Genomic DNA, 26,320 nt, shown 5'->3' with positions numbered 1-26,320 from the left:
TGTGTTAGAGACTGTTGATAGACGACCCGCGAGGCCGCTCTTCCAAGTTTCGCCTGCTATCGCGAATAGGACGAAGAGCTGGCTCAGGTCTGGTGGCCCCAAGTGAATAAGTATTCTCATTCATGCTGATGGCCTGTGCAGCATCATCAGGCAATCTCTGCTTTTGACGCTTATATTCCAGAAGGCTGGTATAGTTTCCCGTTCGCTGCCCCTTGTCATTCCGATCTGCCACGAAGATATGCTTTTCCGTAATTGATTTTCCGTGTTCTTCATTCAAGGTGCGAGCATCGTGCAATTGGGGACCGATCGAGACGAGCACGGGTGGCTTCAAGTGGTTTTCTTCGATCTGCGTCTCCAGGCTTTTGCTTTGTAGAGCCATTGAGCGTGGCAGATTGACCTGCTCCAGTGCCTTCTCACAATATTTGGGATCCGCATAGTGAACCTTGCCAGGCGCCATATAATGGTTTCCATCGCGCGCAAGAAGTTGGACCCGGTCCCAATACTCACCTTTTTTCAATGCCTCTGCCCAGGGGGAGCCGGGAGCGCTTTCCATCAAAAACTTGACGCTGATGTAGCGATCTGGCGTCATCCCTCCCTTCCCGTCATTGACCCTGCCGATATTGACAACAGCAAGCGGTAACTCCCTATTGTGGGCACGGTTCTCTCCTGCAAACTGCCCGAATCGGATGTCGGCTTTGCCTGCTTCCCAAGCCTCAAGATAGTTTGAGTCATGCATAATGCCGGAAACGGACCGCAGCTTTATTTCAGTTTCTGGTCCGAGCGCCTGCTTGATGTGACTTTCAAATTCAGAGAAGGTTTTGCCAGTAAACTTGTCTCCGCTGAACCGATTTACAAAATGTACCACATTCTGCTTGGTTTTGATCATGATATCCGGCAGTTCTGAACCGGCTTGAAATGGGTGTTGATATCTTTTCTCGACTTCTCTGGGCCCATTCGACGTTTGGATAAACCGGTCTTCCGGGTTCTTTATCTTGTAATTTTTATCAAGAGCTACGCTCTTGTCGGCTTCATAAAAGATCTTTCTGCCTGTGATGCCCATAGCATCGTGTTCTCGGTTCCAGATCGCCAACCTTGATTTCCAACGCTCGCTATTGCTTAGCCCATCAGGAACTTCGATCTTGTTAAATGCCAAGGGTGCCGGGTAGTAATTTCCGGCCTTGTCTCGATAGAGGCGGCAGCTAGCGTCGAATTCACCCGGTGTCGGCATAGTCGCAAGACTGCCCTTGGCTGTTCCGACGAATTTGCCAGGAGCAGCCTTATTCACCAGGATATACTCATCGTCACGCCTACCGCTGTCTGGCAAGGGCGCATCTAAGGCAAATTTGAGATTTGCATCGACAACTTTAGGATCTGTGACATTCCCGAAGGACGAACTTGAGGGTGCGTCGGGCATTTCATGATCATCTTCAGTTTTGACAATCCCTAGCTTGAAGCGCTTCCGGCCACTTGCCTCGATATCATCCTCAGGGTTTTGGGAGATCGGCATAGCTTTATCACCCTTGCTTGTTGGAGTTGTCAGACGGGACGGGGCACCGACGAATAAATTTTTCAAGCCGAATCATTTCACGGTCTTCCTCAGAAAATCCGCTTTCTTCTTCATCCAAATCATCACTCAAGATAGTGTTATCTGTTTCTGTGCCGCTTGGACGATTTAATAAAACATCGTTGTCACTAAGGTTGAATTTCAATTTGGATCTCCTTGGGCTTCATTACACCTACTGATGTAATAATAACAAAAATGAGCTGATTTTCAGATTATATCCTATTTTTTGATGTTTTAAATTTTTAAATGACTTCAAATGTAACAGATCATATTCTCTGTTACTGGTCGATTATGCTGCCGCATGTCATTTTGATGCATCCAGCGTGTGCAGGTGTCGCCGCTCTAGCGCGATGATCCGATCCAGAGGCACCTGATGCATCACGAGAGACGTCAAATAATATAGGATACAATTTTAAATTTTCTAAGCTCGAAAGACTATAAAAACAACCTTCAAGCTACAGATGAAATACAAAAGCAATCGTTCCGAAATACTAACGACACACACCTGGGATATTAGCGGTTGAAAAATCTAGGCTACCTTAGAATAACGAAGGTGAGGGAAGGAAATGAAGCTTATTACATGTTGTTCATTTAAAGGAGGAGCGGGAAAAACGACGGCGCTCATGGGGTTGTGTGCCGCCTTTGCCAGCGCCGGTAAAAGCGTAGCTTTGCTGGAAGCGGACGAAAACAGGCCACTCAGCCGCTGGAGAGACAACGCGCTGCGGAGCAATACATGGGATCCTGCATGTGAAATATTCATTGCCGACGAGATGACTCTTCTTGAGGAGGCGTATGAACATGCAGAGCGTCGCAATTTCGACTACGCCTTGGCCGACACCCATGGTGGCTCCAGCGAATTGAACAACACAATTATTGCGAGCTCGAATTTCCTGCTTATTCCCACCATGTTAACACCGCTGGATGTCGATGAAGCGCTCGCGACCTATCGCTATGTTATTGAGTTGTTGATAAGCGAAAAAATTACGATTCCGACAGCGGTGCTCATTCAGCGCATGCCGGTTGGACGCCTCACGACGTCGCAACGCGCGATGTCGGATATGCTGGAAAGTCTTCCGGTTCTTGCCGCACCATTGTATGAGAGAGATGCTTTCGCAGCGATGAAGGAGCGCGGCATGCTCCATTTGACGCTCCGCACTTTGGAGGCCGATCCGACGATGCGCTTGATTGAACGCAATATTCGGACCGCAATGCAAGAACTTCTGGATCTTTCCAGACTTGTTGTACAGGTTCTGGAGGGTTGACTATGGGAATTCGCAAACCCGTGTTGTCCCCCTCCGAAGCGAGACGCCTTGCTGCTTCGAGGATCATTGACGGCGATCCCGGCAAAGCAATTCTGCCTGTCGTTTCCTTCGTGAACAATACTGATGCGGACCATCGTGGAAATACATTGCAGGGCACAACATCCCAAAACACGCTTCGGACGCGCTCCCCAAAGCGGCTTGCGTCAACTAACAGTGCGGCTGATTTTGGCGGGGGCGGGAAAATACAAATATTCTTGTCGGCTTTCGTGCCGGCACAGGGGGTATCGCCAATATTCGACAGGTTGAGGCAGCAATATTCTCTGAAAAAGTCACTACAGATGATTATGTGGCGCGCGCTGCGAGACTACGAAGGACTCCTTGCCAACGGATCCTTTCGTGTCACCGCGAAAAGCTATCCAGTGCTTGGCAACGAGGTGGAACAATCTGTGCTCGTTTGCACCTCGCACATGGTTCCCATACCGCTGGTTCGAGTAGCCCGCACTTATTTTGATCCCCTGGGCCTTGAGACAGGGCGCTCGTTCGGCCGAAAGCTTGCGACAGCGGCACTGGCACATTTTTTCAGTCAGGAGAGTAGGACGGACCATTGATCCTCCTCTCCTGAATGGCTTCAGGCTGCCATCGCTCCGCCTTGGGAAACTTCCACATCCGCGTCGAACATGTACCCTGCACCCCGAACCGTTTTCACCAGCGAAGGATTAGCAGGGTTTGTCTCCAACTTCCGGCGCAGCCGCAATATGAGAACGTCGATGCTACGGTCGTATACCTCTTCCTCTCGCACGCGACACGCGAGCAATAGCTGCTCTCTGGACAAAACATCCCGTGGCTTTTCCAAGAAAGCGACAAGAAGATTGAATTCTCCCGAAGTCAGCTTGATCTCGAGATGGTTCGAAGACGTTAAACGGCGTTGTTTCAGATTGAGCGTCCATCCATTGAAGTAGAAGCATCGCCGGTCTTTACAGCGGTGATTGCCATTATGACTGCGCAACGCAGCACGGATGCGGGCAAGGAACTCCCGCGTTCCAAATGGCTTGGCTATGAAGTCTGTTGCACCAAGCTCCAGAGCGACAACTTTGTCGGCTTCGTCAAGCCTGTCCCCACTAATGATGATGATCGGGATATCGCAGCTTGCGGAGAGTTTTCTAACGAGTTCCAATCCATCCTCACGGCCAAGATTAAGATCGATGATGACAATATCGACCATGTCGGAATTCAGAATGCGGTTGAAGTGATTGCTGTCACCAACTGCCGTCACCCTAAAGGCATGCATCTTGAGAAAGTCAATGATAAAGTGACGCATCGCGGCGTCGTCATCTATGATAAGAACGTGTTTCAATAGATCACCTTTCAATGAAGTTTCCAGGGTGCTGCAATTATTGTTGAAGAATTGCTCCCGCACCTATTGCCATCTCATTTATGATCATTAATGCTTGCTAGACGACCCTCCCTGCCTTTATTCGCGGTAAATTCCTGGTCTTTCATGGCGAAATAACGGCAGTGGCATTAGCCTTTCGTCGCATGGAACCATCGTCAACATCCTAATGAGGTTCCGTACTCGTAGACGGAGACCACCGGCCTCTCTCAACAAATTCGTTTCTTTAGCATTGCTTAGCTTCAGTGCTGCACAAGAAGATCGGCTACGGTTTCTCCTCGCCTGCGCGCATCAGCTGCCAGCCATATCTCTCCGACTTCAAACGTGTCGTTGTGCGAACGAAAGGGCACGATGACATCAATGACAGCCGAGAGCATATCCATCAGCGTGCGATCTTCCAAAGCCGCGCCCTGCGGGCTAGCCTTGACCAGCGAAAACAATTTCTTGAACCCTTGAACGGGATTTGCACCATGAATTGTCGAAATCGAACCTGGATGTCCTGAAACAACTTCACTCAGATAAGCCCAGGCTGCGTCATCACGCATCTCTCCGAGCAAAATCCTGTCCGGTCGCATCCGCAGGCTTGCCTGCAAGAGGTGCTCGGCAGTAATCGCTCCTAGCCCTGCACCGTTTTTGGAATAAAGCAGCCGCACGTGATTTTCGTGAGGGATTGTTAGTTCAAGAGTATCTTCAATGGTGATCAACCTTTCATGGGGAGGAATAGCTCCGATCAACGTCTTACTCATCGTCGTCTTCCCACTGCCCGTCGGTCCGCAAAGCAGTATAGTAAGCCGACCTGTTACGCATTCATGCAGAAAGGCTTCCAGATCTCCCGTATCGTAGTGAGACAAAATCTTTTGATCTTTATGCTGCTGACCAAGCGTGCGCGTATGCCACTGGTTCCAACGCGAGACGTCATAGCGTGACGAAACCTCATTCAAGGCCGAAACCCGCGAGCCTGGGCGACGTATCGTTAAACTCAGAGTTCCGGACGGAACCGTCGGCGGCAGGCATATCTGTAGCCGTTCGCCATTGGGAAGTTCGGTAGAACACAGGGGATTCCTTGGCCCCACGTCTTGCTTGCGTAATGCACCGGCCAAAATGGCGATATCCTCAAGGTCATCGTAAGTGAGAGCAAGGGGATGCTTGGCAAATACTCCCGACTGGCGCACGAAGGCTTCTCCGGGTCGATTGATCGCAACCTCTTCCGTTAAGGGGTCGTCAAGCCATTCCAAAACCGGGCTCAGGAGAAAGCGTAATTGTGGGTCTGCCTCAGTGTGCATTCTGGTCTCCAGTTCACTTGCGGTTAAGACGGTGTGAAGGCAGGTGCTCAGGCCGTGCATTTGCCACGCCTCCAATCACTCGCAGCTGATATATGCTTGAGAAATCCAGGTCCCGTGCGACGAATATGGATACGGTGTCGCCTTGGTTCTTCTTTAAGGTCGAAGGAATGTTAATAGTGGACTTCAGCGCAGTGTTGGCGACTTGCTCACCATTGTTTTGAAAGTTATTGAAACTCGTGCCATCGCCGGAATGGGTTGCGAGGCTGGTTGAAGCTTGGAACGCACCTTCCACCAGGCTTAGCAGAATTGCGCCGCCAAACCGCTGCCAGAAATGATTATCGACCTTGCCAGGTAAGCCTGCGCGGCCAAGCTCGTCCGTACCCGGCGAGGAAAGTGTGATGACTGCATGTCCTGGCGTTTCAGCGCGGGTCCATAGCACGAAAACGCGCTCATCACCCTGCTGCAGGCCGCGTTGAATTTCTCCCACAACAGTCGTGCCGCGGTCAATAAGGACCACATTGCCGGTTGCTCCACGAATGTCCTGGGGCAACACGCATTTAACATAGCCGGCCAGATTGGTATCAATTGCTGTCTGAAGAATGCAGGGTATGATGTTTCCCTGCGTTATCAGGAAATCCGGATGAGGCAAACGCGCGGCCTGACTTGGCTGCAATACAGTCGGCTTCATGCGGATTGAAAGATCGTTTTCAGCAGGAGGCTCTTCCTCCCGTATGTCAGCCCCTGCCCTGTCACGCCCATGCTCGTCTTCAGAAGAAGTATTGCTCACACTGTTCTGCTCGCCCCCGCTATAAGCAAATATCGGCGTTTCCTCTGGACGCACCTCATGGCGTTCTTGGGCGCGCGGAGCAGGCAACACATCGTTTGTCTGTTGTGGAGGCGGTGGGGTGACAGTCTTATAGGGCACATCGATCGGCGCGGGGCGAAATGGCTTTGTGTTGGCATCGATCATGCTCTCTCGAGAGGAGGCATCAGTCTTCTTTTTCGAGTATGCGCCAAGCCAGATGAGCGCGAAGGATATTAACAGGACCGCAGTCGCAACGAGGAGTTTCTGAGACCCGGAGAGACGCTTCCGATGGGGATCGGAGACAATCGATCCAGATGCATCTACGTCGTGTGGCGGTTGCACATCCATCATCGCGCCTCCTTGAAGACGCGAGCAACGTCAGGCCTGACTGTACCGGTGCCCGACTTGCGCCCGATCGGATCATATGCCGTGTTCCAGATGCACAGCACCGTGTGGCCGTCTCGCAGGCGCCAACCGCGTGAAACGGATGCGATTTCCACATAGTCGCCCTTTACGGCGTAGTTTGCTACGGCTTCCTTTCCGTCCGGGTTGACAGAATAGATCGACGGTATGCGGGTATTGCCCGGAAAGCGGAACACGGTGCTGAACCCGTTATCGAAAACCTCCAGCGGCAGCAGGGAGTGATCACCCTGTGCAACATAATGCCAGTTGCTTGTTTGGGAAGCTTCCGTGCCGAATGGCCGGTTCAACAAACTCTGCGCGCTCTGTTGATATTGCTCTTGCGCCTTCATGCGGTCGGATGCCGCTTTCTGTTCGGCTTGCCTTCGCTGTGCCGCAGCAACGTCGGAGGGATAGGCAAACTGCACACTGTAGTAAAGATCCGCCTGATCCTTATCCAGGCGCGCCATTGTTCGGCTCGAAATACTGAAAACATAACGTCGGCTTCCCGCCTCTCCCGCAGTCAGGACAATAACAGGCTGCGGCGACAGCACCTTGCTCGCCTTGAAGAAAAGATAGTTTCCACGCGGCAGCGCTGCCAGATCCTTGCTATCCGACACCGCTACGGCAGTAACGGTTTCATTGGCTGCAAAAGTCACGACCAGTGTCGCTCCGACTGCCGTGGACAGGCGCACGACCTGATCGGGACTATAGGCCAGAGATCGCATGCGCGGATCAAGTCTGCCTGCTGTGGGGGTGTCTTCCGCATAAGCACTGGCCGACAAAACGATGAGAAACCACCAGAATATGGTAAAAATCTTGGAGATCATGGTTGACTACGTCCCGTGTTCGAAACTGTATCCTCCGAGGCCTGATAGGATGTGACCATCAAGCCACCCGGATTGGTCAGCCTCATTCGTCCTGGAAGACTGGTTGTCTTTTCGTAGCGTATCGTTGCAGTCCAGGTTGTGATGATTGATGCCTTGCCATCAAAAACCAGGGTTCGCTTGTAGCGGATCTGCTGAACGCCCGATATGATGTCGGTGGAGGCGATGTGCTCGACCTCGGCCTTACCGCGTTTTCCGATCGTCACTTGCGGCGAAGCCGGATTGGGATAGTTGAAAAATTGTTGATATTCCTGCCGCACGTTTGGCGCGCTGAGTGCAGACACGAGATCGTAGGAGTACTGTGCGGTATCCACCGTGAAGCTCTCACGCAAGCGGCAATATTCCCAGAGCGATGCGTTCACGACTGCCTGCTCCTGAGTAGCAGGCAACTGGGAAACCGAAACCTCACTGTCAATCGTTCCGTCTGGCCGCACCCACAGGTAAACCGGAACAAGCCTTGAAAGGGGAACCATAACAGAAATCGTGACAGCCTGTGCGACGTTCCCTAAAATCGCCAGGCAAGCAATGGCGACAAAAACCTTGGAAATACGTCTGGCTGATTTGGCGCGCGCAGTTTGAAAGGCCTCAACTTGCTTATAGTGTTCAGCCAGGGACTCGCGTTGTACCAGAAGCGCGTATTCGGCATCTTTCATGGTGTAATTCCCGCATCGGTAGGCTTGAGATCAGCGGGAGAGGGTTGCCATCGCCCTGTGTTCAAAGAAAAGATCGGCCCGCTGCACGATGCCAGTTTGTCGTTTGTCTGACATGAAGCCAGACAAAGGCTTAATATCACTAGGAAATACTTCATCGACTCCCTCCATTGGCGGATCGTGGATTTGCTGTGACTCGATTGGTTTGCGTAATACGGCGACTGAGGCTGTTTGCGCTCTGTCCACCGCCGCTCCAGTAGCTACCGCCAATATTCCCCGCGATTGCAGGAAGGGCCAGAATAAGGGCGTTGCCCGTTAGAAAGAACATGTCCAGCTCGTAAAGACCAATGATCTTTGCGGCAGTGGTCCCGGCGGTGATGACTACGGTCAGGATTAGCGCCAGCCCGCCAGCTTCTGTTAGAATTACGATTGTTGCGACGATGTTCAGCAGAAGAAGAAGTATTCCGTAAGTGATGAGTTGGCCGATCCATTTTGCCGCAATATCCCGTGTGCGATCAAAAAGATAACCGACGAGCACCAGCGGCCCGATCGCGAGAAGAACCTTGGTAAGGATCCCCACGGCATCGTAGGTGCCGAACGCTACCCAGAGTGTTCCATAAAAAATCCACTGTGCGCCCTGGAATGCCAGAATGTCCTGCTCGTTCTGTGGGCCTATTTCCGATGCGATTTTCTGGAAGGCCGCCTGTGCTATGGCGAATACTCCATCCAGCTGCGCGGGAATTGTCTCCAAAGGCAGGTCGGATGCACTAAATTTTTCAACGAATTGTGGAATTGTATCTTCGAAAAATGCAGCCACGTATTGGTGATAATCTGCTTGCTTGAGAACAAGGGACACCACTATCGAAACCATGATGACACGGGTGATGCCGTTGCGCGCATCAATCTCGCCACGTATCACCAGAACGCCTTGAACCATGATCCAAAGCGTGACGCAGGCTAACAGAGGAGCACTGACCGCGTTTTGTATGTCATCCAGCAAGGTGTTAAGCCCCACAGTGAACGCTGTGTCGAATACTGTGTGTATCGCAGTGAATGGAGCAGGAATGCTCAAAGAAACATTCACAGCCATCTTTCCCTCCTGTCGTTCTGAGAGAGCATCGGACCGAAAACCGATTCCAACTTTTCGGTCCGATGCTGAAGAATGCTTTTTGCTTGGAGTCAGGGTCAGAGTGAGCCAAATGAACTCTGAAGGTCATGGTTAGCTCGCCATGATTTTAATAAAGAGGCGAGAAAATCCGCGCAGTTTTTTGGTGTTCGTCTCGCTGAACAGCAGCTTCTTCGGCTTCGTGAAGGCCAGACTGCGCAGTCGTCATCGTCAGGAGGTTCGTGGCCTGAACATTCTGAATAATTGCATCGTGTATGTGCTTGAGAAGCAACCCGTTTAAAACCGTCGCTTGCATGATGTTGCGTGACCGGGAAAGCTGGCCGGCGGTCTTGCTGTTGGCATCCAGCCGCTTGTCCATCGCATCGAGATTTTCGGCGGCTACGCCGATGGCATTTGCCGCACCGGTGATTTGCTCACGCAGCAGGTCGGCCTCTGCATCACTGCCCGACACCTGCCGGTCGTTATCCGATGTAATCGCGCGCGCAACATCCGAGTTAGTTCCATTGGCAGAAAACATCTGCTCTTCGAGCATATTTGTCGAAGGATACTGATTTTTTTGATCAAGGGCACTCATCAAGCCCACAACGCCAAAAGCAGACGTCAAGACCGTGACCATGGTGATCATTTGTTCAAGATTGGAGGCCGTAGACAATGCGGTTGCTAGAGTTTCACTCTCGGTTACCGGATCGCTGACAACAAACTGAGCCTTGGTGGGAGTGGATATCAGCAGAGACGCGACAAGAACTGTTAAGCCAAATTGTGCAGTTTTCATAACATGTATCCTTTCGTCACCACATCTCACGCCGATGCCAATCTGGAAAAGCGCGATGGATGGATTTGATGCCTTGGACCTCTCACTGCATCGTTGTTGGTGTGCAGTGCCCGAACGGCCGGGCGTTTATATCGGTTTGTTTGCATCTCCCGGACGAGTGTCTCGACCCGGACGATGCCAAAGGAATGCAACCGATGTGACAGCGGTTGACGGAGGCCGTGAAACGTGTTTCAGCCATGACCGGACACTCTTAATCGCCTGCTTCATGGTAGCGGTCCATAAATGTCTCGAGCCATGCTGAAGGATCCTCTCCGCAAGTCTTGCGAAGCTGATCCACAAACCGGACCGTATTGGCGCGCCCAGACAGAACGGCGACAAATTCACGAATATCGCGGAGATCGAACTCGCAAATGACACTGCCACTCTCTCGCTTCAGGAGAAATTTGCGGCTGCCGATCGCCATATCCTCACGCACAGCCTGGAATTCTCTTTCGGTACATTTCAGACCGTCGATATACGCAGATCGGTCGGCGGTGGGCGAAGGGTAGAAAATCTTCGTCATGCATTGTGCCACAAGACTGGCACCAAGACTGGATTCCAGCACGTGTTCCGGCTGTTGTGTCGCAAGGATCAACAGCCCATTGTTCTTGCGCACTGTGAGCAGGAACTTGTCGATGACCGAGGAGAATTTGGGGTTAAGCAAGTAGGCGCGGAATTCATCGCAACTCATCACAAATCGACGACCATCGACAACTTCCCCGATCCGGTGAAGAAGGTAAGCAGCAGCCGGCGCGCATACGTCCTCGTATTCCAGAAGATGTGTCATATCGAACCCTGTGATAGAGGGATCCAACTTGACGTCGTCGGTTTCACCGTCGAAGGCCCATCCGAGCGCGTTGTTCCGGCACCAGCGTTGCAGGCGCGCGCCGGCCCCTTCTGAAGGTCCATGCAGAAGAAACTCTCGCAGACCAGCAAGTGATCTCATCTGTGGCTCGTATGACATCTGCCGTCTTATCCCGCGCTCCAGAAGTCGGTTTTCCTCCGGAGTGATGCTGCCGCGCCCATCGCTTTCGATCAGGGCCACGATCCATTGCCGCAAAAAGTCCCGGGACATCGGCGTATTGGAAAGACCGCGCAAAGGTGCCAAGCCACTTGGAACACCTCTCCTGAGAGCAAGGTAGGTTCCGCCTGTCGCTCGCACCAACAATTCACCGCCTCGATCCTTGTCAAAGAACACCACGGTTCCACTGCGGCTGACCATGCTTTGCTCCAGCATTGCAAGCAGGAAAGTCATGAGCGTGGTCTTGCCGCGGCCTATCGGCCCGAATATCGCGGTCATACCGACATCATGCTCGTGCGGAATATAATCGAAAGCGGTTCCACCGTTTGTGCGGAAGCGGGCTATTGCATCCCCCCAGTGGCCGGATGATGAGCCTTCAGGGAAGTTCTCGAATGACACCAAACCGGCAAAATTGTGCGACGTGATTGCCCCTGGACGTGTGCGCCATCTCATATTCCCTGGAAGCTGCGACCAATAGGCCGCTTCCATGCCGATTCCTTCCTGGACGATGACGGCACCGGCGTCGGCCAGGCGAGTACGGGCTTTCGCTCCGCAATTTGCCAGTTGGTTGAGATCTTCGCCATAGACGCAAAGGCTCAGGTGATGAGAACCCATCACGAATTCACCGCTGGCCAAGGCATCTTCTGCCTCGCCCAGCGCGCTGACCTGCGTCACAGCCTTGTCGCCGGCGCTTTGCATCTGGCTGGATTTCAGGCTCAGTTTGGCGTGGGCCTGGGCGCGCGTGAGAAAAGAAAAGCTCTGGCTCAGGACAAGCGGGAAGTCCGATGATAGCAATGTATTGAGCATGCCCGGTCGGGTTTTTGCAGGATATTCCCGAAAGGAGAAGATGGAGCCGACATACCGGTCCTTAGGCGTCCTTATTTCGATAGCGCGTTTGCCGCAGATGACGCGATCCGTATAGATGGATGCGCCAAGCGATCCGCTGACCAGTGGTACCTTGGCAAATCGGCAGGTCATGATCAGCCGCAATGCTTCGCCAACCTCGCTAAACAGGACTTCATTTTTCTCCCTGATCCCGAGTCGCCGCAGGCCATACATTTCGAGAGCACCGGATACCACATGCCACACGTCCTCAATGTGGCGCATCTGGTTTGCAAGATCGCTCTCCTTTTTTTTGTGAAATCTGGCAAACCTGCCCCTGACGTTGCCGAGTGCCGTGCGCGGATGGATCATAAGAGCGAGGAAATGATCGTTTCGATAGAGATTACCCGAAAGCACACGCTCTTCGAAAGCATGATCAAGACGCGCTGCAAAGACACTCCGAAAATTCCGTGGAGGCGGGGGCCTCACATCGCTATGACGTACGAGATGGGCATAGATCGACACATTGTCATCCGCAATGTTGCGGAAAAGCGTATTGAAAGCGCGTGCGCGCGCATTGCGCGTTTCATTGTCTTCCAGCTCAAAGGCAAGACCGCTGACATGCGCCATCGTCATAATCGATCCGTCTGCGAGAAGCACGACATTGTCATTGAGATGACCGACATAAGGCAGATAGACTTCGCCAGATCTCTCAGCTGTACCACTATTGCCAAGCATCAGGCTATTCCTCTTCCCCGCTTTGGTACCTTGATTGGATTGGGGCTAACACTGGCTCCTCCCCAAGTCGCTCCATCGACACTCCTGCCCGCCGTCTGCAAGAACAGCAAAACAACGCTGGCGGCATTGTAGTCACGCTCGACAATAAGCCGCGCGGCGAGCCACAACGGAATAAGGATCATTTCGTAAAGCGGGTTCTGCACTATGACGATGACAAACCCCGCCATCATCATGAACAATCCGGCCATTGTAAGCGGGACGCCTAGAAACAGCGCTGGCCGCGTAGCTGCCAGATAGAGAGTTGATTCCTCTAAACGTTCTCTCATCAGCCGCCACCTCCCGTAAGCGTCTGCCCCAGAAAACTGGCCCCAAACATGATCACGATGCCTCCGACAACGCCGGCGACCAGACCGAGCGAGGCACGGCCGAACATCCAGGACACACCGATGGCAACAATCCCGAGTACCGCGAGCGACTGTCCAAAAGGACCAAGGATAAACGTACATATGTTGTTTACCATAGCCGTCGGGTCAGTCCCCCCCGAAGCCTGTGCCGCAGCCGGTCTAGATAAGACGGCGCTTATTGCGACGGTCGTGACAACGGCTCGGGCACAGGTAGCGACATGCCGCACTGCCCGTTGCACAGCGCAAAAAAACTTTGATTGTTGTCTGTCGTCCAATGCATGCATCATGCACCTCCATCCTTTAAGTCGAGCAAGATCTGGTTTTTATGTTCAGAAACAGGCGGATCAGAACCACGAAGATCGGGCGGTACGGATGGCAGACGCTGCTGATCGTAGGTTTCCCAAACGTTCCACGTCTCTTCCATCCTATCGTCACCATTTTCGTTTTTTGAAACGTCACTCAATGCTGGAACAAGTTGTTGGGCTGCAACTTCAACCCTGCGTACATACCCGTTTGCAAACCCATCTTGCGGATCGCCGGTGTTGTACATCGAGAGCGCTTGACGGAGAGATTGTTGCCTTTCCTTGGTCGTCGTGCCTCCACGGTAACTCTTGACGAGAATCCTGGCTGCAGCTGATAAGGACGGGCATGGCTCAAAGGCTTCTCCGATTGACAGGCGCAAGGTCGAGAAATTCGCTGAGTTGATTTGCATTAATCCGACATCAATGGAATGACCCGCCTGAAGTCGATCGCTGGCGCTGCGAATGGCTCGCGCCTGCTCATTCCAGTGAAGGGTCTCGCCCGTCGTGTTGTCGTGCATGGCGAGCGGATCCAGCTGGCTTTCAACTTTAGCAATTGCCGCAAGCGTAGAAGACGCGACAGATGGCCCGCACTCTTGGGCGTAGCGGTCAAATGTCATCAAAGAAAGGGGAGCCGCCGCTGCGGGCTGAATCATCAATGCCCACAAAACCGTGGAGAAGCCGCCTGTTGTTTTCAACATGCACAATATCCTCGCATCCGTTACCGCCGTTGCGCCTTGTTGAAAGGAACAACTACATCTGACGAGATTGATTGTGCGAGTAGCCTGTTACGTTTCGATTTTGAAACACTGACTTCATGTTTCAATTGAAAGACGAGCGCAATGCAATGGAGTTTGACTTGATGTTTATCGTAAACCAAAGGTTGTTTTAATTGTAAAAGCGCTCAATGATCAGAACCAATGTGCCCATTTAAGGCGACCTATAGGAGATGATGCGCCATGGCTGCCTTTCAAGATTCCGCCGGGCGTCGCGGCAATGGTCGACAATATCTCGGTAGGATTCGAAAATCTCGTTCGAGAGCCCGTTCTGGCGCATCAGCTGGCAGAGGTTTTCGACCGGGTTCAACTCAGGCGACTTTGACGGCAGGGGCAGGATCGTGATATTTTCAGGAACCACGAGATTGTTGGACATTTGCTATCCCGCCTCATTCATGATGATGGTGGCGTGCGCGTCGTAAGCGATATGACGGGAGATTTAGGGACGTCATCCTCTGCCTACCTTGATCGCTTGTCGCGAGACCTCAAGCACAGCGCGAAAGTGCTGAAGCTGTTGCACTTTCATGAAATCGAACTCTGGAGTAACCGGTGTTTTACCCCCACATTGTCGTCAAACGCCTGATGTGTGATCGACAGACCATGGACGAGCGACAAGGAGTTTCTCTATGGAGTCTACGTTGAAGGTCGTCACAACGCGACGGAGCAGGGGTGAGGCGCATAGCATCGCCAATGGCCGGATGAGGTCAAGGCACGGATCGTTTCAGAGAGCTTGCGACCAGGCGCAACGGTGAATGAAGTAGCAGGACGCTACGGCCTGAAGGCCAACCACCTGTCGTCCTGGCGCACGCTGGCGCGGCAGGGCAAGTTGTTGTTGCCAGAGCCGGAAAACGCGGTCGAGTTTTCGGCGATCGTCATCGAGACGCCAGCGCCAAAGCAGCCGACGGTCAAGGCCGCCACGCGCGCCGAGATCGTCCTGGGTCCAGTCACCATTCGTCTTGTGGATGGTGCGTCTGCTGGCCGGATATCTGCCATCGCCCGAGCTCTGGCGGCGGCGACATGATCTTTACGTCGAACCGTGTCAGGATCATGGTAGCGACCAAGCCCGTAGATTTCCGCAAGGGCCATGACGGCTTGGCGGCGCTGGTGAAGAACGAACTGCACAACGACCCGTTCACCGGAACGGTTTTCGTGTTCCGGTCTCGCAAGGCGGACCAAGCTGATCTACTGGGATGGCTCAGGAATCGTCATGGCCTAAAAAGCACTTATCTGTTGCCGGTGAACCCGTAGTGTCTCGACAGCAGCAGCGCGAGCACGAACAAGATCGCGCATAGCTTCATGGCTTTCGTCGGGGACCCACACCGCCGTTAGCTCGCCGGCTCTTAATAGCCGGGCGAGCGCGAGTGAATCTCGACGGTTCGTCTTCACACGGTCGCCGGGCTTCCTCGGGATCAACGACGGGGCTACAACAATACATTCATGGCCAAGCGACCGGATCAGCCGATGTAGACCATAGCCCGTCGGGCCTGCCTCATAACAGAAATGCACGCGATCAAACTTTGCGGTTATTCGCTGGATTACGCGGCGCATGCTGGCAGGTCACGTCGCCTCAACCTCACCGAAATACCGAACCTCTCCGTCCCGGCCAGATTCGGCAACAGAAATAGCATTCTTCAGCTTTGCGACGTCGATTCCAACAAAAGCTTCTCTATAATCTGCCACGGCTCGTCCTCCTGTGATGAGGATCGGCTCGGTCTGTCCGAGCAACCGTGAGCGTCCGGTGAGCCGGTTTTGGTTAGGTGCGGAATTAGCTCAAGTTACGACACAGATGATTCATTTGTGACGTAACAGGGTATGAATGGCCAAGGTTGAGATCCTGACGGGTGCCGAGCGACAACGTCGTTGGTCGACAGAACTGAAGCTTTCGATATTGCAAGAAGCGTTCAGCGCGGATGGGAGCGTTTCCGATGTAGCGCGCCGGCACGACGTTCTTCCGCAACAGATATACGCGTGGCGAAAGAAGTTCTCGCCACCCGACTTGAAGTCTCCAGAGACCGTATCGTTCATCCCGGTTTCTCTTATCGGAGCGTCGGAGAGCCCCAGCGATGGTTCCACGAGGAGCAGTGTGCGGTCGAGGCGCAAAGACGTTGAAATCGTCCTGAGGAATGGCCGCTTACTGAGAATTGCAGCGGACATGGATCGCGAGGTGCTATCGTCGCTTGTCGCTTGTGTGGAGGCGGCATGATCGGGCCTTCTGGGAATGTGCGGGTCTATTTGGCCTGCGGAGTGACGGACATGCGGCGTGGCATTGATGGACTGTCGGCGCTCGTTGAGACGGCTATCAAAGAGGCGCCGGGCTCCGGCGCAATTTTCGGCTTCCGCGGAAAACGCGCCGACCGGATCAAACTTCTGTGGTGGGACGGCCAAGGGTTCTGCCTGTTTTACAACGATCGGCGTTCATACTACACCTCTTTCCTCGTCAGTTGATGTTCTTGGCTCTGTTTGCGTTTGTTGATACGCAGCAGCGCGATCTTCGAGTGGATTCCATCGGCTGCATTGCTTTTGCGGCAGGTCTCCATCGGCGATTTCGTACAGGCTATAGTGCCCGTTATAGGCATGTCTGGTGATGAGGCCAAATTTGGCCCATCTGGCGACTGTTTGCTCGCTGATATTGAGATGCGCTGCCGCTTCCTGCCTTGTCAGCATTCCCCGCTGTCGCAGTCGATCATATCGTGATCGCAGCTTATATTCGTGGATGAGATAGGCGACTTTGAGGGGTGTAAAGCGGGCGTCCTGGCAGCCGCGACGTGCGGTTCCACCTGGGCGATGTCCCTGCTCGTTTAGAATCTCGGCGATCTCGGGATAAATGTAATCGTCGAGAAGCCTATCGACCAGCTCAATGATACTGAGCTTTGTCTTGATCTGCTGAGGAGAGGATTTTGGGTTCATGGTGGTAAGCGTCTGGATTTTGCCGCCCTTGAAGCGAACGTGAAGCTTGGTGGTTCCTTCCGCTGGCAACTTTAGGAGAGTAACATCCTCAATGATGTGGGCCAGCAATCGCTTGCGTTCGCGGCATGGGGTATCCGGATCCTTCCAGAGCTGGTTGAAGTCGGCCGTCATCGCGACTAACCGTTCGTGGACAGCTTTATCAAGGATGAATTGATCGTGCTCTCGACCACGTTCGCGTTCTTCGCGGGCACTGGCCAGCGTGCGAAGCTTCTCGTTCCATTCACCTTCGAGCGTGTCGGCGACGAGGCGGTTACTAGGATCGACAAGCATGAAGCGGCGCTGAGCGAGCTCGGCTTCCGTTTGGGCGCGTTCGATGGCGCGACAGCGCAGCCGGTCTGCTTCTTCATGGCGGGCTTGGATCTCCTTGCGGACTTCGAGAGCGAGTTCGACGGCCGCCGGCGTCATCTGCTCGGCAATCAGCATACCGATGGCTTCATCGACGGGAGGCCCGGCGATCGACTGACACATAGGCTCCCCACGATAAATACGGGCACGATTGCAAATGTACCAGGCTTCCTGCCGGCCACGCCGCGCCGCATAGCGAACCCTAAGATGGCTGCCGCACTGCCCACACACGGCTCGGCCTTGCAGCAGTGCCGGTCCCTCCCTTGGGATTGAAGCTCGTGCCGCTTCAAATCCACAGCCATTCGCCTTGAGGATCTTCAGATTCTCCTGATGTCGCTCCCAGCTGATATAGCCGGGATGAGCATCGGGAATGCAGGCCGGCCAGTCATCAATGTCGCGCGCACGCAGAGTCTTTTTGCCGTCGATGGTGCGTCGAAACTGTCGTCGGCCATAGGTATAGGCGCCAGCGTAGCGCGGATTGTTCAGGACACGCATCGCCGTCGATGCGGTCAGCGGCCGAAACAGCGTGCCGCCGTTGTGTAGGCGCGATGGAAACAATAGTCCCTCATTGCGAAAGACCTTGACGGTCTGGGAGGCGGACCCGAGGCGAGAGAACATCTCAAAGAAATGAATGATCGTTTCTCTGACTTGCGTGTCTGGATCAAGAGTCACATTGCCGAAATGGTCATAGACCAGCCCGGTCGGCAGGAGGCAACGAAACTCGCCGCGCCGCACCTTATTGAGAATGCCGCCGCGTAGCCGGGCTTTGATCACATGCAGCTCGGCCTCACTCATTGTTCCCTTCAGGCCGAGCAGGAGCCGGTCGTTGAAACTTGCCGGATCATAGACGCCGTCCTCGTCGAGGATCAGGGTGTCGGCAAGGGCGCAGATCTCCAACAGACGTTGCCAGTCGGCATTGTTGCGCGCCAGACGGGAGACTTCCAGGCCCATGACGATCCCGGCATGCCCCATGCCGACATCGCTGACCAGCCGCTGAAACCCTTCGCGCCACGCCGCCGATGCACCGGACTCTCCTTGATCGTTGTCGATGACGATAACCTGCTCGTCGCGCCAGCCGAGGGCGACAGCGCGTCCCCGAAGCGCATATTGCCGCCTGGCGCTCTCGACGTTCTCAACGACTTGCCGCATTGAAGACTGGCGGATGTACAGGTAGGCGCCGCGTTCGAGGTGATGAGGCTGGACTTTGAGGTGTACATTCATGGTGATCTCCGATCGTTGATGCTCATTGCGATTGTCGCAAGGACGTGAACAACGGCGCTGTGCCCGCCGTGCAGCGGCCAAGCAATTGACGATGGGTAAAGCTGCTCTCGCGGGGTGCTTGCTGTTGCTGTCAGCGCCTGAGCCCATCCCCACATGCCCCGACGCAGAAAGAGCATCAGACCGCTACGGGCCATAAGCGGCAGCGCTGCGCCGAAAGCAGCCTGGCGCAATACCTCGTACTGGGACGCGATGGTCGACGGTTGGATCAGGCATGCCACCGCCGCGGCAGTGTTTACCTGCTGCTTTTTTTTAGAACCCGCTCGATCGATCTGGGATGAAGCTCGATATCGAGTTCCTGGCGGAGCAGCTTGGCCAGTTCCCGGGCGCGAACGGGTTCTCCTGGGCCAAGCTGCGCCTGCAGAAATGCCAGGACTTTGTCGTCGATCTTGTGGGGACGGCGGGGGCCCGGCTTTGTCGGCACCAATCCCGCAATCCCGGCCATGTCGAAGTTCACCTTGGCCTGGTAGTAGGTTGGCCTGGAAACACCGTACTCGTCGGAGGCCTCCGTCACCGAAACCTTGTCGATGGAGACGCGACGCAGCATCTCGTATTTGACCTGCACGGCGTCGTGCGGATCGAAGAACTCGCTGCCCCGAAATTTTGGATCGCGCACCTTCTCGGGGGTGGGATTGAACGTGCCCTCTTCGATGAGGACATCCGTCTTTGTGCGCTTGCTGTCGTACTTCGCAGACATCAATGGCTCCGAGGACACGAAGCGGCGTTAGAGTAATTCTAATTATGACGCATTTTACTACCTCGTCAAGCTGATGCGTATGGTCTATTTGACGAAATGACTCGTAATTGCAGGCATATCCTCTCATAAAAGCGACCTCTTGCGGCATAATCCACTTTACAAATGCGGCATATTTATCCTTACACTTCTGCACGTCAGCGCGGCCCCAATTTGCTCGAAAGGCGCTTCACCAGAGTGGCCAACTCCATTAAGTCGACCACCCGCAAGAGCGATCGTCCGTTGCTCATGACGACCTCAGGATCCAAGCTTACAAGATCAGTCCATTGCGGAGGAACCGACCAAACAGTGGCGTCCTCGGTCTGCAGCAAAAGGCGTTCACCATGCCGGTTGTAGCGCTTGCCGACGCACGGCAATTGTCGTGGGAATAAAGGATGAAACGGATGTGTAACCCGCACTAACTGCGTATCTGCGTTGGCAGTGGCTGCATTCTGTTGTGAGGTACAAGATTTTGGAACGCGGATACTTTCCCTGGCCAACGGCGAAAGAAGGCGTTGCGCACCTGACGCAGGCGCAGCTTTCGATGCTTGTGGAAGGGATCGATTGGCGTCGACCGGCGTGGACTTCTGCTCCTGGCCGAACGGGGTAAAAGCTATATTTTGCAAGGGTATCCGGGCTAAAATGCTAGCGCTTTCGCTGCAAATCGGCTATGTTTTTGGGCATGGAAGCACCACCTCTGGACAGTCAGAACGAGCTATTGGCATTGCGCGCGCTCGTCGCTGAACAGGCGGCGAAACTTGAGAGCCAAGAAGCCGAAGTCAACAAACGCGACACCATCATCGGTCTTTTGCGCGCGCAGTTGGAGCTGCTCCGACATCGGCAGCACGGCGCATCTTCAGAGAAGATCGATCGGAAGATTGAGCAATTTGAACTCATGCTGGAGGAGATCGAGGCCGCCCGCGCCGAGGCTGATGCTTGTTCTGGAAAAGGCCTGCTGCCCGATGTGGATGATGCCCCGGACAAGCCGAAACGCAGACCTCTGCCGGATGGCCTGCCAACTGAAGAGCGGGTGTATGCAGCGCCCTGCAATTGCCCGACCTGTGGCGGCACCTCCTTCTTGAAGGCGGCTGACAAAGTGGTCCAGGTGATGGAGCATGTGCCGGCTTCTGTAAAGATCGTCCGGCATGTCGAGAAGCGTATGGTCTGCAGGGACTGCGATACGACCGTATCGGGTGAGATGCCGACTTTGCCGATCGAGCGAGGCAAACCCGGACCGGGCTTGCTTGCTCATATCATGGTCGCCAAGTTCGACGATCATATCCCGCTCTATCGTCTATCCGAAATGTACGATCGGCTGGGAGTAGATATCTCGCGCTCCGTCATGGCGGACTGGGTGGGCCGTGTGTCCGTTCTTCTTGCCCCGCTCATTTTGCTGATCAGAGCCCATATCGCGGCGGTCGATCGAATACACACGGACGATACCCCGGTGGATGTCCTCGACCCTGGACGAGGAAAGACAAAAACCGGCAGGGTCTGGGTCTATGTCTTCGATGGAAGCGGTTACCAGGATCCCACTCCCGGCGCGATCGCCTATTACTATAGCCCCGACCGAAAGGGCGTGCATCCGGCTGACCACCTCGCAAACTTCAGCGGTGTGATGCATGCCGATGGCTATGGGGGTTACAAGAAGCTCTACGGCAACCAAATCATCGAAGCCGCCTGCATGGCGCATGTGCGCCGCAAGTTCCATGATGTGATCAAGCTGAAGCCATCCCCGATCGCTGACGAAGCGCTGTCGCGCATCGGTGCGCTCTACGATATCGAGGATCGTATCCGCGGCATGTCGGCTGACGAGCGGCGTACACTGCGCCAGCAACACGCCAGGCCCATTCTGGCGGACCTCAAGAGCTGGATAGAAGAGACGCTTTCGACGCTGCCACAAAAGCAGAAGCTGGCCGAGGCAATGCGATATGCCCTCTCGCGATGGCAGCATTGAGCGTTTACATCGATGATGGCCGTGTCGAAATCGATAACAACGCGAGCTCGCAGCTCAAAGTCAATTCGGCCTGCCCGCTTCTTCGCACTCCGACGCCCCTGTCCCGACACGACAATTCTAACATGACAGGATAGAATCTTCCTAGCGTTCGTGGGGCGCCGATGGCAACATACCCGATAACAATATCGCTGAGCGTGCCATGCGTCCGCTTGGAATCGGTCGTAAGAACTGGCTCTTCGCCGGCTCGGACAAGGGCGGCGAGCGCATCGCCAACATCCTGACCATCATCGAGACCGCCAAACTCCATGGCCATAATCCGGAGGTCTATCTCACAGACGTCCTGACCCGGATCCAAAGCCATCCAAAGGACCGGCTCCAGGAATTGCTGCCGTGGCAGTGGGCGCCGGCGAAAGACCGATACGAGGCTGCGTGATGGCACGCTCGAGGTTCATCTATACGCTTAAAGAAGTCGCCGGCATGATCGGCGAGAACCTCGAATTAATCGAGGAGGTGACCGCCAACTCGGACAATATCGCCGAGGGCGAATTGGTTTATGTCCGCAACGGCAGTGAAGATGGCACAAAAGGCCTGACCGAAAAGGGAATTGACGACCTTCAAAATCTCCTCGCCGACATCAGGACGTGGGATGGTGGAATCCGCCAGTTCCTCGTCGATGAACAATGCGATCCCGAGATGATCGAGCGCGTCATGGCAGATGAGGTGAAGCGCGGCCTATAGCTTCGACCGCTCGACCAAGCGAAAATGCTTTCGCCGGACGCTCACGAGCAACCCTCGGAAGTCCAGTGTAGGATGAGCCACCCCAGGCGAGAAGAAGGACATACGGTCTTACGATCATCAGCAGTATATACTGACTGATACTGAGAGCCGTTCCCGCAGCGAAATTTTCTTCCACCATGTTGAACTATGACTTGACCCGAAACGGAACTCCGTAAGTTAGAGCGGTTCCCTGACTGATTGAATCTGTGGGGCTTTGCAAATCGGTCCGGGTCTGATTCAAGCTATCTGCCGATGGAGGTCGGCGGATATGTCAAAATTCCTTTCTGTCGATCTGCGCGTTCGTGTTGTTGCTGCGGTTTCTGCTGGTGCAACGCATCGAGAAGCCGCCGAACGTTTCGGTGTGAGTGCCGCAAGCGTCAGTCGCTGGCGAAATCTGCAACTGCGGCAGGGTGATGTGCGACCTGGCCCGCTTGGCGGGGATCGCAATTCCCGCAAAACCGAGGCGCATGGGGAACAGATCATGGCCTGGCTCGCCGAACACCGGGACGGAACCTTGTTTGAACTCCGCGACGCGTTGGCGGAGCAAGGCATCACGATCAGCAAGTCGGCCTTGCACCGCTTCCTTGTCCGGCACGGCCAGACGCGTAAAAAAAGACTGGCCACGCGATAGAGCAGAGCCGGCCCGATGTCTTGGAGCAGCGCCAGCGCTGGTTCGACGACCAATTGGATCTCGATCCCGCCAAGCTCGTCTTCATCGACGAAACCTGGACTGCGACGAACATGGCGCGCACCCATGGACGCTGTAGTAAGGGAGAGCGCCTGCGAATGGGCTTTCCTCACGGCCACCGCAAGACGACGACGCTGGTGGCGGGTTTGCGCAGCACAGGAATGGTTGCGCCGCTCGTGATCGACGGGCCGATAAACGGAGACTGGTTCGAGGCCTATGTCGCACAGGTGCTGGTTCCGACATTGAAGCCTGGCGATGTTGTCATCCTCGACAATCTTTCCAGCCACAAAAGGCCCGCTGCCCGCGCGTTGATCGAGACTGCCGGTGCACGCATGCTGTTCTTGCCGCCCTACAGCCCCGACTTCAACCCCATAGAAAAGGCATTCTCAAAACTGAAAGCACTCCTGCGCAAGGCGGCAGAACGCACTGTGGCAGGCCTTTGGGACAGGATTGGAAAACTGATCGACCTCATTGAACCTCAAGAAGCCCGAAACTTCTTCACCTCCTGTGGATATGATCCAGAATGAAAGGGAAACGCTCTAATTTCATTGAGCTCTGGTAGGACACACGGTTTGTTTCGCCATGCGAATTCTATGCAGACCTCACTCGGTCAGCACTTACTACTCAGCTATTTTCAAGTTGAGAGCGCGGGCCATTGCGCGCGACGACACAGGCTCTAATAAAAAGCAGGTCGTCCCATCTTCAGCGTAAGCATCCGATATGTTTGTACTGTCTTTTATGATGACGATTGTGGGCGACGTTTTTAAAACAAAATCCGCAGTTTCCATACTTCGACCCTCAAGAAACATGTCGTAAGTGGTCAGAATCAAATTCAATTTTTGTCCACTCGAAGTCCAATCGACAAGGTCCCTCATATTTGTAAAACCGACAGGTTCGTATCCTAAGGCGGCGACTTTCTCTTCGTAAAGAGCCAAGGCTGCCTGATCTGGATCTATTATGGCAACAGTCTCGCCTCTGCCGAGGGGCGTTGCGTGAAACCCAAAATGTTTGTGAAGCGCGACTGGTTTTTCGAGGGACGGCTGGAGATAGATATTGAAGTTCGTACCTTTTCCCACAATCGAAGTAACGTCGACATATCCCCCGAGTGCGCTGACATGCGCATGAACAGCGGAAAGTCCCAGACCCGTACCCCCTGAACGCGTGCGCGTGGTGAAAAAGGGATCGAAAATACGGGGTAAAGCTGTCTTCGCGATTCCGGATCCATTATCCGAGATGCCCAGCAGGATATACTCGCCGCCCGGTATAACACTGTGGGACAGAATCCTTTGCTCCGGCAATAGAATGCGTGACACGTTAATGTAGATCTGCCCTTTGGCTCCTGTCGCGTCGGAGGCGTTTTTGCATAAATTCATCAAGATCTGTTGTAGCTCCAGTGGATTGCCATCGATAACGGAGTGTCTCTGTTCAAGATTGACATCCAGTTCGATGCCCTTCCCAAGCTGCATACGGAGTAGCGGCAAGATATCAATGATCAGATCGGAAACATTGAAAGGCATTGTCGTCCGATCAACTTTTCGGCTCATGGCGAGGATTTGATCTATTATCAGCCTCGCCCTGTCGCCAGCAAAAAGAATGTGTTCTGAATATTGGCGGATTAGAGAGTATGAAATTATATTTTCCCGCATTAGTTGCGCGTATCCCAGAATGGAACTAAGAATATTGTTGAACTCGTGTGCAATCCCCCCCGCGACTGTCCCCATGGCTTTCAGCCGCTCGGCGTGCGCGAGCCGTCTCTCAAGGTTTTTGCATTCAGTCTGCCTGCGCATAATGTCTGCGTAGTGGTATACGCACCTCGCCGCGAGTTCAAAAAGTTGAATTTCGCAAGGAGACACCACCAGGCGATCCGCATCGTAAGCCGCAGAGCAGATAGCCAGCGTATCATTGGAAACCTTCAAGGCAAGCAACAAGCACAGGCCGGCATTTTCATTGCTTAAACAACCGACCTCTTTAGAGGGCATAATACGAAATAATGGATCGTTATAATTTTTACAGACCAGTTTGGAAATGTCGCAAATTTTCTTGAGGTCCAGAACGAGGTCACTATTGTCGGATGAGAAGGCTTCCTTTATTCGATCGCCGTTGATGTCGATCAACACCAGTGTGCACTGTTTTGCGCAAAAGAACTCCTTGACCAATACTAAAGCGGTTTGGGCTGATTGTTCCAATGATCGCTGCGTATAAAGATGATCGTTAAAACAAGTCCCGACGGTTTTGATCATTTCCTCGAACTTCAACCTGCGCGACAATCTCCGGTTTTGATTTTGAAACTCGCGAATTAAGAAGAAAATGTATAGGCACAGGCTTAACGAGATAATGCCAACAAATATGCGGGAAATTTGCTCCTTAATGTGGTCTGATCGATACAGTTTTAGATACTTCTGTTCTAACTCCTTCGTTGTGTCGACAATATTTGAAGACTGAATGACAGAAAACGACTCGTTGATCTCATCAATTTGAGAAATGATCAATCTGCCGTTGCGCACGGTGCTGTTTTTCAAATCTTCGTTTTCGACTTCCACGCGTTCTAACGCGTCAAGATACGTAGTGATTTTCGATGCCATTGATTTGTTTTGATGGAGCACAAATTGCGGCATGAGACTATTCAGTTGACTGATTAACCTTTCATCTGATGCGCGGAAGTTTTGAGAGGGCGCTGACATCTCTTCTAGAGAGCGTTCGAACCGTGCATAAGATTCTTCCAGGGCCACACATTTGGCTTTGAACGAAGCGACAGCTAACTCAGCTTCGCTGACCGAGGCGTCAACCCGCATCAGAACTGTCCCAAGCCCGTCAGCCTGATAATGAGCAATAGTGCCGAACATATTTTGCAATTTCGTAACGCTCGCCCGTAGCGCTTTCAAATTAGCGAAAGCAGGGTTCAGGTCGCGCAGGAAATCTGTGCGAACACTGAGGACGTCACGCTGCAGCATTGCACTCGCAATCTCAATCGTCCGAAGTTCAGTGAGGATCGCCTGGTTGCTGTCATTGTCGCACCAACCAATTGTTGCCAGAACGGCCGAGAATACGGCAACAATTATGAGAACTATGATGAGTCCTACTTCGCATTGCGGCTGAACAAGCTGTGTAAGAGGTCGGCAAATATTCGAGAACAGCCGTCTTCTTGGGGGAGCTTTGATCGAACGCTTAGATTTTTCTGAACTGAAGACCCGAAACAATGCTGGAACGAAAATATTGGACATGGATGACTACATCCTTCACTTACTCATTGATTGGCTCTAAAGTTATTCAGATTTTTTATCGCTCGATAAGATCGTGTCCCGCAGAATGGTGTAGCTTGTGACATCCACGGTGCCTCC

At 53.6% G+C, this 26,320-nt stretch carries 27 protein-coding genes and 4 pseudogenes; 11 read left to right on the top strand and 20 right to left on the bottom strand.

Annotation, left to right across the window (positions count from 1 at the left end; genetic code table 11):
• Positions 1–4: 4 nt before the first annotated feature.
• Both PR018_RS26070 and PR018_RS26065 read right to left on the bottom strand, forming a co-directional pair.
• Positions 5–1,507: a VirE2 family protein gene (locus PR018_RS26070; RefSeq protein WP_142832350.1), complete on the bottom strand. Its 1,503-nt coding sequence runs from the start codon at positions 1,505–1,507 to the stop codon at positions 5–7.
• 7 nt (positions 1,508–1,514) lie between these two features.
• Positions 1,515–1,709, bottom strand: coding sequence for a hypothetical protein (locus PR018_RS26065; RefSeq protein WP_142832349.1), 195 nt, complete (start codon positions 1,707–1,709; stop codon positions 1,515–1,517).
• Positions 1,710–2,130: 421 nt separating this feature from the next.
• Between PR018_RS26065 and PR018_RS26060 the strand changes: the two genes are divergently transcribed.
• Together PR018_RS26060 and PR018_RS26055 are read left to right on the top strand one after the other, a co-directional pair.
• Entirely contained in the window at positions 2,131–2,826 is a 696-nt protein-coding gene (locus PR018_RS26060) for a conjugal transfer ATPase VirC1 (RefSeq protein WP_142832348.1), read from the top strand.
• A gap of 2 nt (positions 2,827–2,828) precedes the next feature.
• Complete coding sequence (locus tag PR018_RS26055) at positions 2,829–3,434, top strand: VirC2 family conjugal transfer protein (protein WP_142832347.1); 606 nt, start codon at positions 2,829–2,831, stop codon at positions 3,432–3,434.
• A gap of 20 nt (positions 3,435–3,454) precedes the next feature.
• Here the strand turns inward: PR018_RS26055 and virG are convergent, their stop codons facing one another.
• From virG to PR018_RS25990, 13 genes are all read right to left on the bottom strand, one after another.
• Complete coding sequence (virG, locus tag PR018_RS26050; RefSeq protein ID WP_142832356.1) at positions 3,455–4,180, bottom strand: two-component system response regulator VirG; 726 nt, start codon at positions 4,178–4,180, stop codon at positions 3,455–3,457.
• A 278-nt stretch (positions 4,181–4,458) separates the two neighbouring features.
• Positions 4,459–5,499, bottom strand: a complete 1,041-nt coding sequence (virB11, locus tag PR018_RS26045) for a P-type DNA transfer ATPase VirB11 (RefSeq protein WP_142832346.1) — start codon at positions 5,497–5,499, stop codon at positions 4,459–4,461.
• 13 nt (positions 5,500–5,512) lie between these two features.
• Entirely contained in the window at positions 5,513–6,655 is a 1,143-nt protein-coding gene (virB10, locus tag PR018_RS26040) for a type IV secretion system protein VirB10 (RefSeq protein WP_142832345.1), read from the bottom strand.
• Positions 6,652–7,533 carry a P-type conjugative transfer protein VirB9 gene (gene virB9, locus PR018_RS26035; protein ID WP_142832344.1) on the bottom strand — a complete coding sequence of 294 codons (882 nt, stop codon included), beginning with the start codon at positions 7,531–7,533 and terminating at the stop codon, positions 6,652–6,654. Before virB9 ends, virB10 begins: the two co-directional genes overlap by 4 nt.
• A complete protein-coding gene (locus PR018_RS26030) occupies positions 7,530–8,243 on the bottom strand; it encodes a type IV secretion system protein VirB8 (protein ID WP_142832343.1) in 714 nt (237 codons plus the stop codon). Before PR018_RS26030 ends, virB9 begins: the two co-directional genes overlap by 4 nt.
• Complete coding sequence (locus PR018_RS26025) at positions 8,240–8,398, bottom strand: type IV secretion system lipoprotein VirB7 (RefSeq protein WP_142832342.1); 159 nt, start codon at positions 8,396–8,398, stop codon at positions 8,240–8,242. The genes PR018_RS26030 and PR018_RS26025 overlap by 4 nt, the downstream gene beginning before the upstream one ends.
• A complete protein-coding gene (locus PR018_RS26020; RefSeq protein ID WP_142832341.1) occupies positions 8,395–9,330 on the bottom strand; it encodes a type IV secretion system protein in 936 nt (311 codons plus the stop codon). Before PR018_RS26020 ends, PR018_RS26025 begins: the two co-directional genes overlap by 4 nt.
• Before the next feature lie 145 nt (positions 9,331–9,475).
• Positions 9,476–10,138, bottom strand: a complete 663-nt coding sequence (virB5, locus tag PR018_RS26015; protein ID WP_142832340.1) for a pilin minor subunit VirB5 — start codon at positions 10,136–10,138, stop codon at positions 9,476–9,478.
• Positions 10,139–10,388: 250 nt separating this feature from the next.
• Positions 10,389–12,758 carry a type IV secretion/conjugal transfer ATPase VirB4 gene (gene virB4 / locus PR018_RS26010; protein ID WP_142832339.1) on the bottom strand — a complete coding sequence of 790 codons (2,370 nt, stop codon included), beginning with the start codon at positions 12,756–12,758 and terminating at the stop codon, positions 10,389–10,391.
• Complete coding sequence (locus PR018_RS26005) at positions 12,758–13,084, bottom strand: type IV secretion system protein VirB3 (RefSeq protein WP_142832338.1); 327 nt, start codon at positions 13,082–13,084, stop codon at positions 12,758–12,760. The genes virB4 and PR018_RS26005 overlap by 1 nt, the downstream gene beginning before the upstream one ends.
• Positions 13,084–13,449 (bottom strand): pilin major subunit VirB2, encoded by a 366-nt coding sequence (gene virB2, locus PR018_RS26000; protein ID WP_142832337.1) that lies wholly within the window; start codon positions 13,447–13,449, stop codon positions 13,084–13,086. The genes PR018_RS26005 and virB2 overlap by 1 nt, the downstream gene beginning before the upstream one ends.
• Positions 13,446–14,162 (bottom strand): type IV secretion system lytic transglycosylase VirB1, encoded by a 717-nt coding sequence (locus PR018_RS25995; protein ID WP_142832336.1) that lies wholly within the window; start codon positions 14,160–14,162, stop codon positions 13,446–13,448. The genes virB2 and PR018_RS25995 overlap by 4 nt, the downstream gene beginning before the upstream one ends.
• 229 nt (positions 14,163–14,391) lie before the next feature.
• On the bottom strand, positions 14,392–14,613 hold the full coding sequence (locus tag PR018_RS25990) for a hypothetical protein (protein ID WP_142832335.1): 222 nt from the start codon (positions 14,611–14,613) through the stop codon (positions 14,392–14,394).
• 354 nt (positions 14,614–14,967) lie between these two features.
• On the opposite strand from PR018_RS25990, the gene PR018_RS25985 reads away from it, so the two are divergent.
• Together PR018_RS25985 and tnpB (PR018_RS25980) are read left to right on the top strand one after the other, a co-directional pair.
• Entirely contained in the window at positions 14,968–15,258 is a 291-nt protein-coding gene (locus PR018_RS25985) for a transposase (protein ID WP_244615577.1), read from the top strand.
• Positions 15,255–15,447: pseudogene (gene tnpB / locus PR018_RS25980) on the top strand (IS66 family insertion sequence element accessory protein TnpB); the annotation flags it as partial. The gene PR018_RS25985 and the pseudogene tnpB (PR018_RS25980), both read left to right, overlap by 4 nt.
• A 5-nt stretch (positions 15,448–15,452) precedes the next feature.
• Here the strand turns inward: tnpB (PR018_RS25980) and PR018_RS25975 are convergent.
• Positions 15,453–15,917: pseudogene (locus PR018_RS25975) on the bottom strand (IS110 family transposase); the annotation flags it as partial.
• A gap of 136 nt (positions 15,918–16,053) precedes the next feature.
• On the opposite strand from PR018_RS25975, the gene tnpA reads away from it, so the two are divergent.
• The gene (gene tnpA / locus PR018_RS28640) at positions 16,054–16,440 is read left to right on the top strand and encodes an IS66-like element accessory protein TnpA (protein WP_142832332.1); all 387 of its coding nucleotides are present in this window, start codon (positions 16,054–16,056) and stop codon (positions 16,438–16,440) included.
• On the top strand, positions 16,437–16,682 hold the full coding sequence (tnpB, locus tag PR018_RS25970) for an IS66 family insertion sequence element accessory protein TnpB (RefSeq protein ID WP_143123426.1): 246 nt from the start codon (positions 16,437–16,439) through the stop codon (positions 16,680–16,682). Before tnpA ends, tnpB (PR018_RS25970) begins: the two co-directional genes overlap by 4 nt.
• On the opposite strand, the gene PR018_RS25965 is transcribed toward tnpB (PR018_RS25970), so the two are convergent.
• From PR018_RS25965 to PR018_RS28635, 3 genes are all read right to left on the bottom strand, one after another.
• On the bottom strand, positions 16,653–18,917 hold the full coding sequence (locus tag PR018_RS25965; protein WP_279621481.1) for a recombinase family protein: 2,265 nt from the start codon (positions 18,915–18,917) through the stop codon (positions 16,653–16,655). The genes tnpB (PR018_RS25970) and PR018_RS25965 overlap by 30 nt on opposite strands.
• A gap of 145 nt (positions 18,918–19,062) precedes the next feature.
• A complete protein-coding gene (locus PR018_RS25960) occupies positions 19,063–19,524 on the bottom strand; it encodes a helix-turn-helix domain-containing protein (protein WP_111222197.1) in 462 nt (153 codons plus the stop codon).
• Positions 19,525–19,718: 194 nt separating this feature from the next.
• Positions 19,719–19,979, bottom strand: coding sequence for a DUF5372 family protein (locus PR018_RS28635; protein WP_161959378.1), 261 nt, complete (start codon positions 19,977–19,979; stop codon positions 19,719–19,721).
• 38 nt (positions 19,980–20,017) lie between these two features.
• Here PR018_RS28635 and tnpB (PR018_RS25955) point away from each other — a divergent pair, with 38 nt between their 5' ends.
• The 5 genes and pseudogenes from tnpB (PR018_RS25955) to PR018_RS25935 all read left to right on the top strand — a co-directional run bounded on the left by tnpB (PR018_RS25955) (position 20,018) and on the right by PR018_RS25935 (position 23,509).
• Positions 20,018–20,170, top strand: coding sequence for an IS66 family insertion sequence element accessory protein TnpB (gene tnpB, locus PR018_RS25955; protein WP_081931298.1), 153 nt, complete (start codon positions 20,018–20,020; stop codon positions 20,168–20,170).
• Between the two features lie 72 nt (positions 20,171–20,242).
• Positions 20,243–21,549: pseudogene (gene tnpC, locus PR018_RS25950) on the top strand (IS66 family transposase); the annotation flags it as partial.
• A gap of 143 nt (positions 21,550–21,692) precedes the next feature.
• Positions 21,693–21,950: pseudogene (locus PR018_RS25945) on the top strand (transposase domain-containing protein); the annotation flags it as partial.
• A complete protein-coding gene (locus tag PR018_RS25940; RefSeq protein ID WP_142832561.1) occupies positions 21,950–22,255 on the top strand; it encodes a hypothetical protein in 306 nt (101 codons plus the stop codon). The pseudogene PR018_RS25945 and the gene PR018_RS25940, both read left to right, overlap by 1 nt.
• 307 nt (positions 22,256–22,562) lie before the next feature.
• Positions 22,563–23,509, top strand: a protein-coding gene (locus PR018_RS25935; protein ID WP_142832558.1) for an IS630 family transposase whose coding sequence is annotated in 2 segments (ribosomal slippage) — positions 22,563–22,902 and positions 22,902–23,509 — 948 coding nt in all. Because the reading frame shifts where the segments join, the coding sequence is not laid out codon by codon here.
• Positions 23,510–23,602: 93 nt separating this feature from the next.
• Here PR018_RS25935 and PR018_RS25930 read toward each other — a convergent pair.
• Positions 23,603–26,203, bottom strand: coding sequence for a two-component system VirA-like sensor kinase (locus PR018_RS25930; protein ID WP_142832559.1), 2,601 nt, complete (start codon positions 26,201–26,203; stop codon positions 23,603–23,605).
• Positions 26,204–26,320: the final 117 nt, after the last annotated feature.

The sequence above is a fragment of the Rhizobium rhododendri genome, from assembly GCF_007000325.2.
In the GTDB taxonomy this organism is placed as follows: Bacteria; Pseudomonadota; Alphaproteobacteria; order Rhizobiales; family Rhizobiaceae; genus Rhizobium; species Rhizobium rhododendri.
Note: the sequence above shows the minus strand (reverse complement) of the source record. Positions and strands in the feature narration are given on the sequence as shown.

What these genes read in the sequence shown, in the direction of transcription:
- PR018_RS26070 (WP_142832350.1), bottom strand. Translation starts at nt 1,507, where the DNA reads ATGCCGATCTCCCAAAACCCTGAGGATGATATCGAGGCAAGTGGCCGG.
- PR018_RS25995 (WP_142832336.1), bottom strand. Translation starts at nt 14,162, where the DNA reads ATGTTGAAAACAACAGGCGGCTTCTCCACGGTTTTGTGGGCATTGATG.
- virB9 (WP_142832344.1), bottom strand. Translation starts at nt 7,533, where the DNA reads ATGATCTCCAAGATTTTTACCATATTCTGGTGGTTTCTCATCGTTTTG.
- tnpA (WP_142832332.1), top strand. Translation starts at nt 16,054, where the DNA reads ATGGCCAAGGTTGAGATCCTGACGGGTGCCGAGCGACAACGTCGTTGG.
- virB4 (WP_142832339.1), bottom strand. Translation starts at nt 12,758, where the DNA reads ATGCTTGGCAATAGTGGTACAGCTGAGAGATCTGGCGAAGTCTATCTG.
- PR018_RS26025 (WP_142832342.1), bottom strand. Translation starts at nt 8,398, where the DNA reads ATGAAGTATTTCCTAGTGATATTAAGCCTTTGTCTGGCTTCATGTCAG.
- virB5 (WP_142832340.1), bottom strand. Translation starts at nt 10,138, where the DNA reads ATGAAAACTGCACAATTTGGCTTAACAGTTCTTGTCGCGTCTCTGCTG.
- PR018_RS26030 (WP_142832343.1), bottom strand. Translation starts at nt 8,243, where the DNA reads ATGAAAGATGCCGAATACGCGCTTCTGGTACAACGCGAGTCCCTGGCT.
- virB2 (WP_142832337.1), bottom strand. Translation starts at nt 13,449, where the DNA reads ATGATGCATGCATTGGACGACAGACAACAATCAAAGTTTTTTTGCGCT.
- virB10 (WP_142832345.1), bottom strand. Translation starts at nt 6,655, where the DNA reads ATGATGGATGTGCAACCGCCACACGACGTAGATGCATCTGGATCGATT.
- PR018_RS26060 (WP_142832348.1), top strand. Translation starts at nt 2,131, where the DNA reads ATGAAGCTTATTACATGTTGTTCATTTAAAGGAGGAGCGGGAAAAACG.
- PR018_RS25965 (WP_279621481.1), bottom strand. Translation starts at nt 18,917, where the DNA reads ATGGGCTCAGGCGCTGACAGCAACAGCAAGCACCCCGCGAGAGCAGCT.
- tnpB (WP_143123426.1), top strand. Translation starts at nt 16,437, where the DNA reads ATGATCGGGCCTTCTGGGAATGTGCGGGTCTATTTGGCCTGCGGAGTG.
- PR018_RS25930 (WP_142832559.1), bottom strand. Translation starts at nt 26,203, where the DNA reads ATGTCCAATATTTTCGTTCCAGCATTGTTTCGGGTCTTCAGTTCAGAA.
- PR018_RS25990 (WP_142832335.1), bottom strand. Translation starts at nt 14,613, where the DNA reads ATGTCCAACAATCTCGTGGTTCCTGAAAATATCACGATCCTGCCCCTG.
- virB11 (WP_142832346.1), bottom strand. Translation starts at nt 5,499, where the DNA reads ATGCACACTGAGGCAGACCCACAATTACGCTTTCTCCTGAGCCCGGTT.
- PR018_RS26020 (WP_142832341.1), bottom strand. Translation starts at nt 9,330, where the DNA reads ATGGCTGTGAATGTTTCTTTGAGCATTCCTGCTCCATTCACTGCGATA.
- PR018_RS26055 (WP_142832347.1), top strand. Translation starts at nt 2,829, where the DNA reads ATGGGAATTCGCAAACCCGTGTTGTCCCCCTCCGAAGCGAGACGCCTT.
- PR018_RS25960 (WP_111222197.1), bottom strand. Translation starts at nt 19,524, where the DNA reads ATGTCTGCGAAGTACGACAGCAAGCGCACAAAGACGGATGTCCTCATC.
- PR018_RS26005 (WP_142832338.1), bottom strand. Translation starts at nt 13,084, where the DNA reads ATGAGAGAACGTTTAGAGGAATCAACTCTCTATCTGGCAGCTACGCGG.
- PR018_RS25940 (WP_142832561.1), top strand. Translation starts at nt 21,950, where the DNA reads ATGGCACGCTCGAGGTTCATCTATACGCTTAAAGAAGTCGCCGGCATG.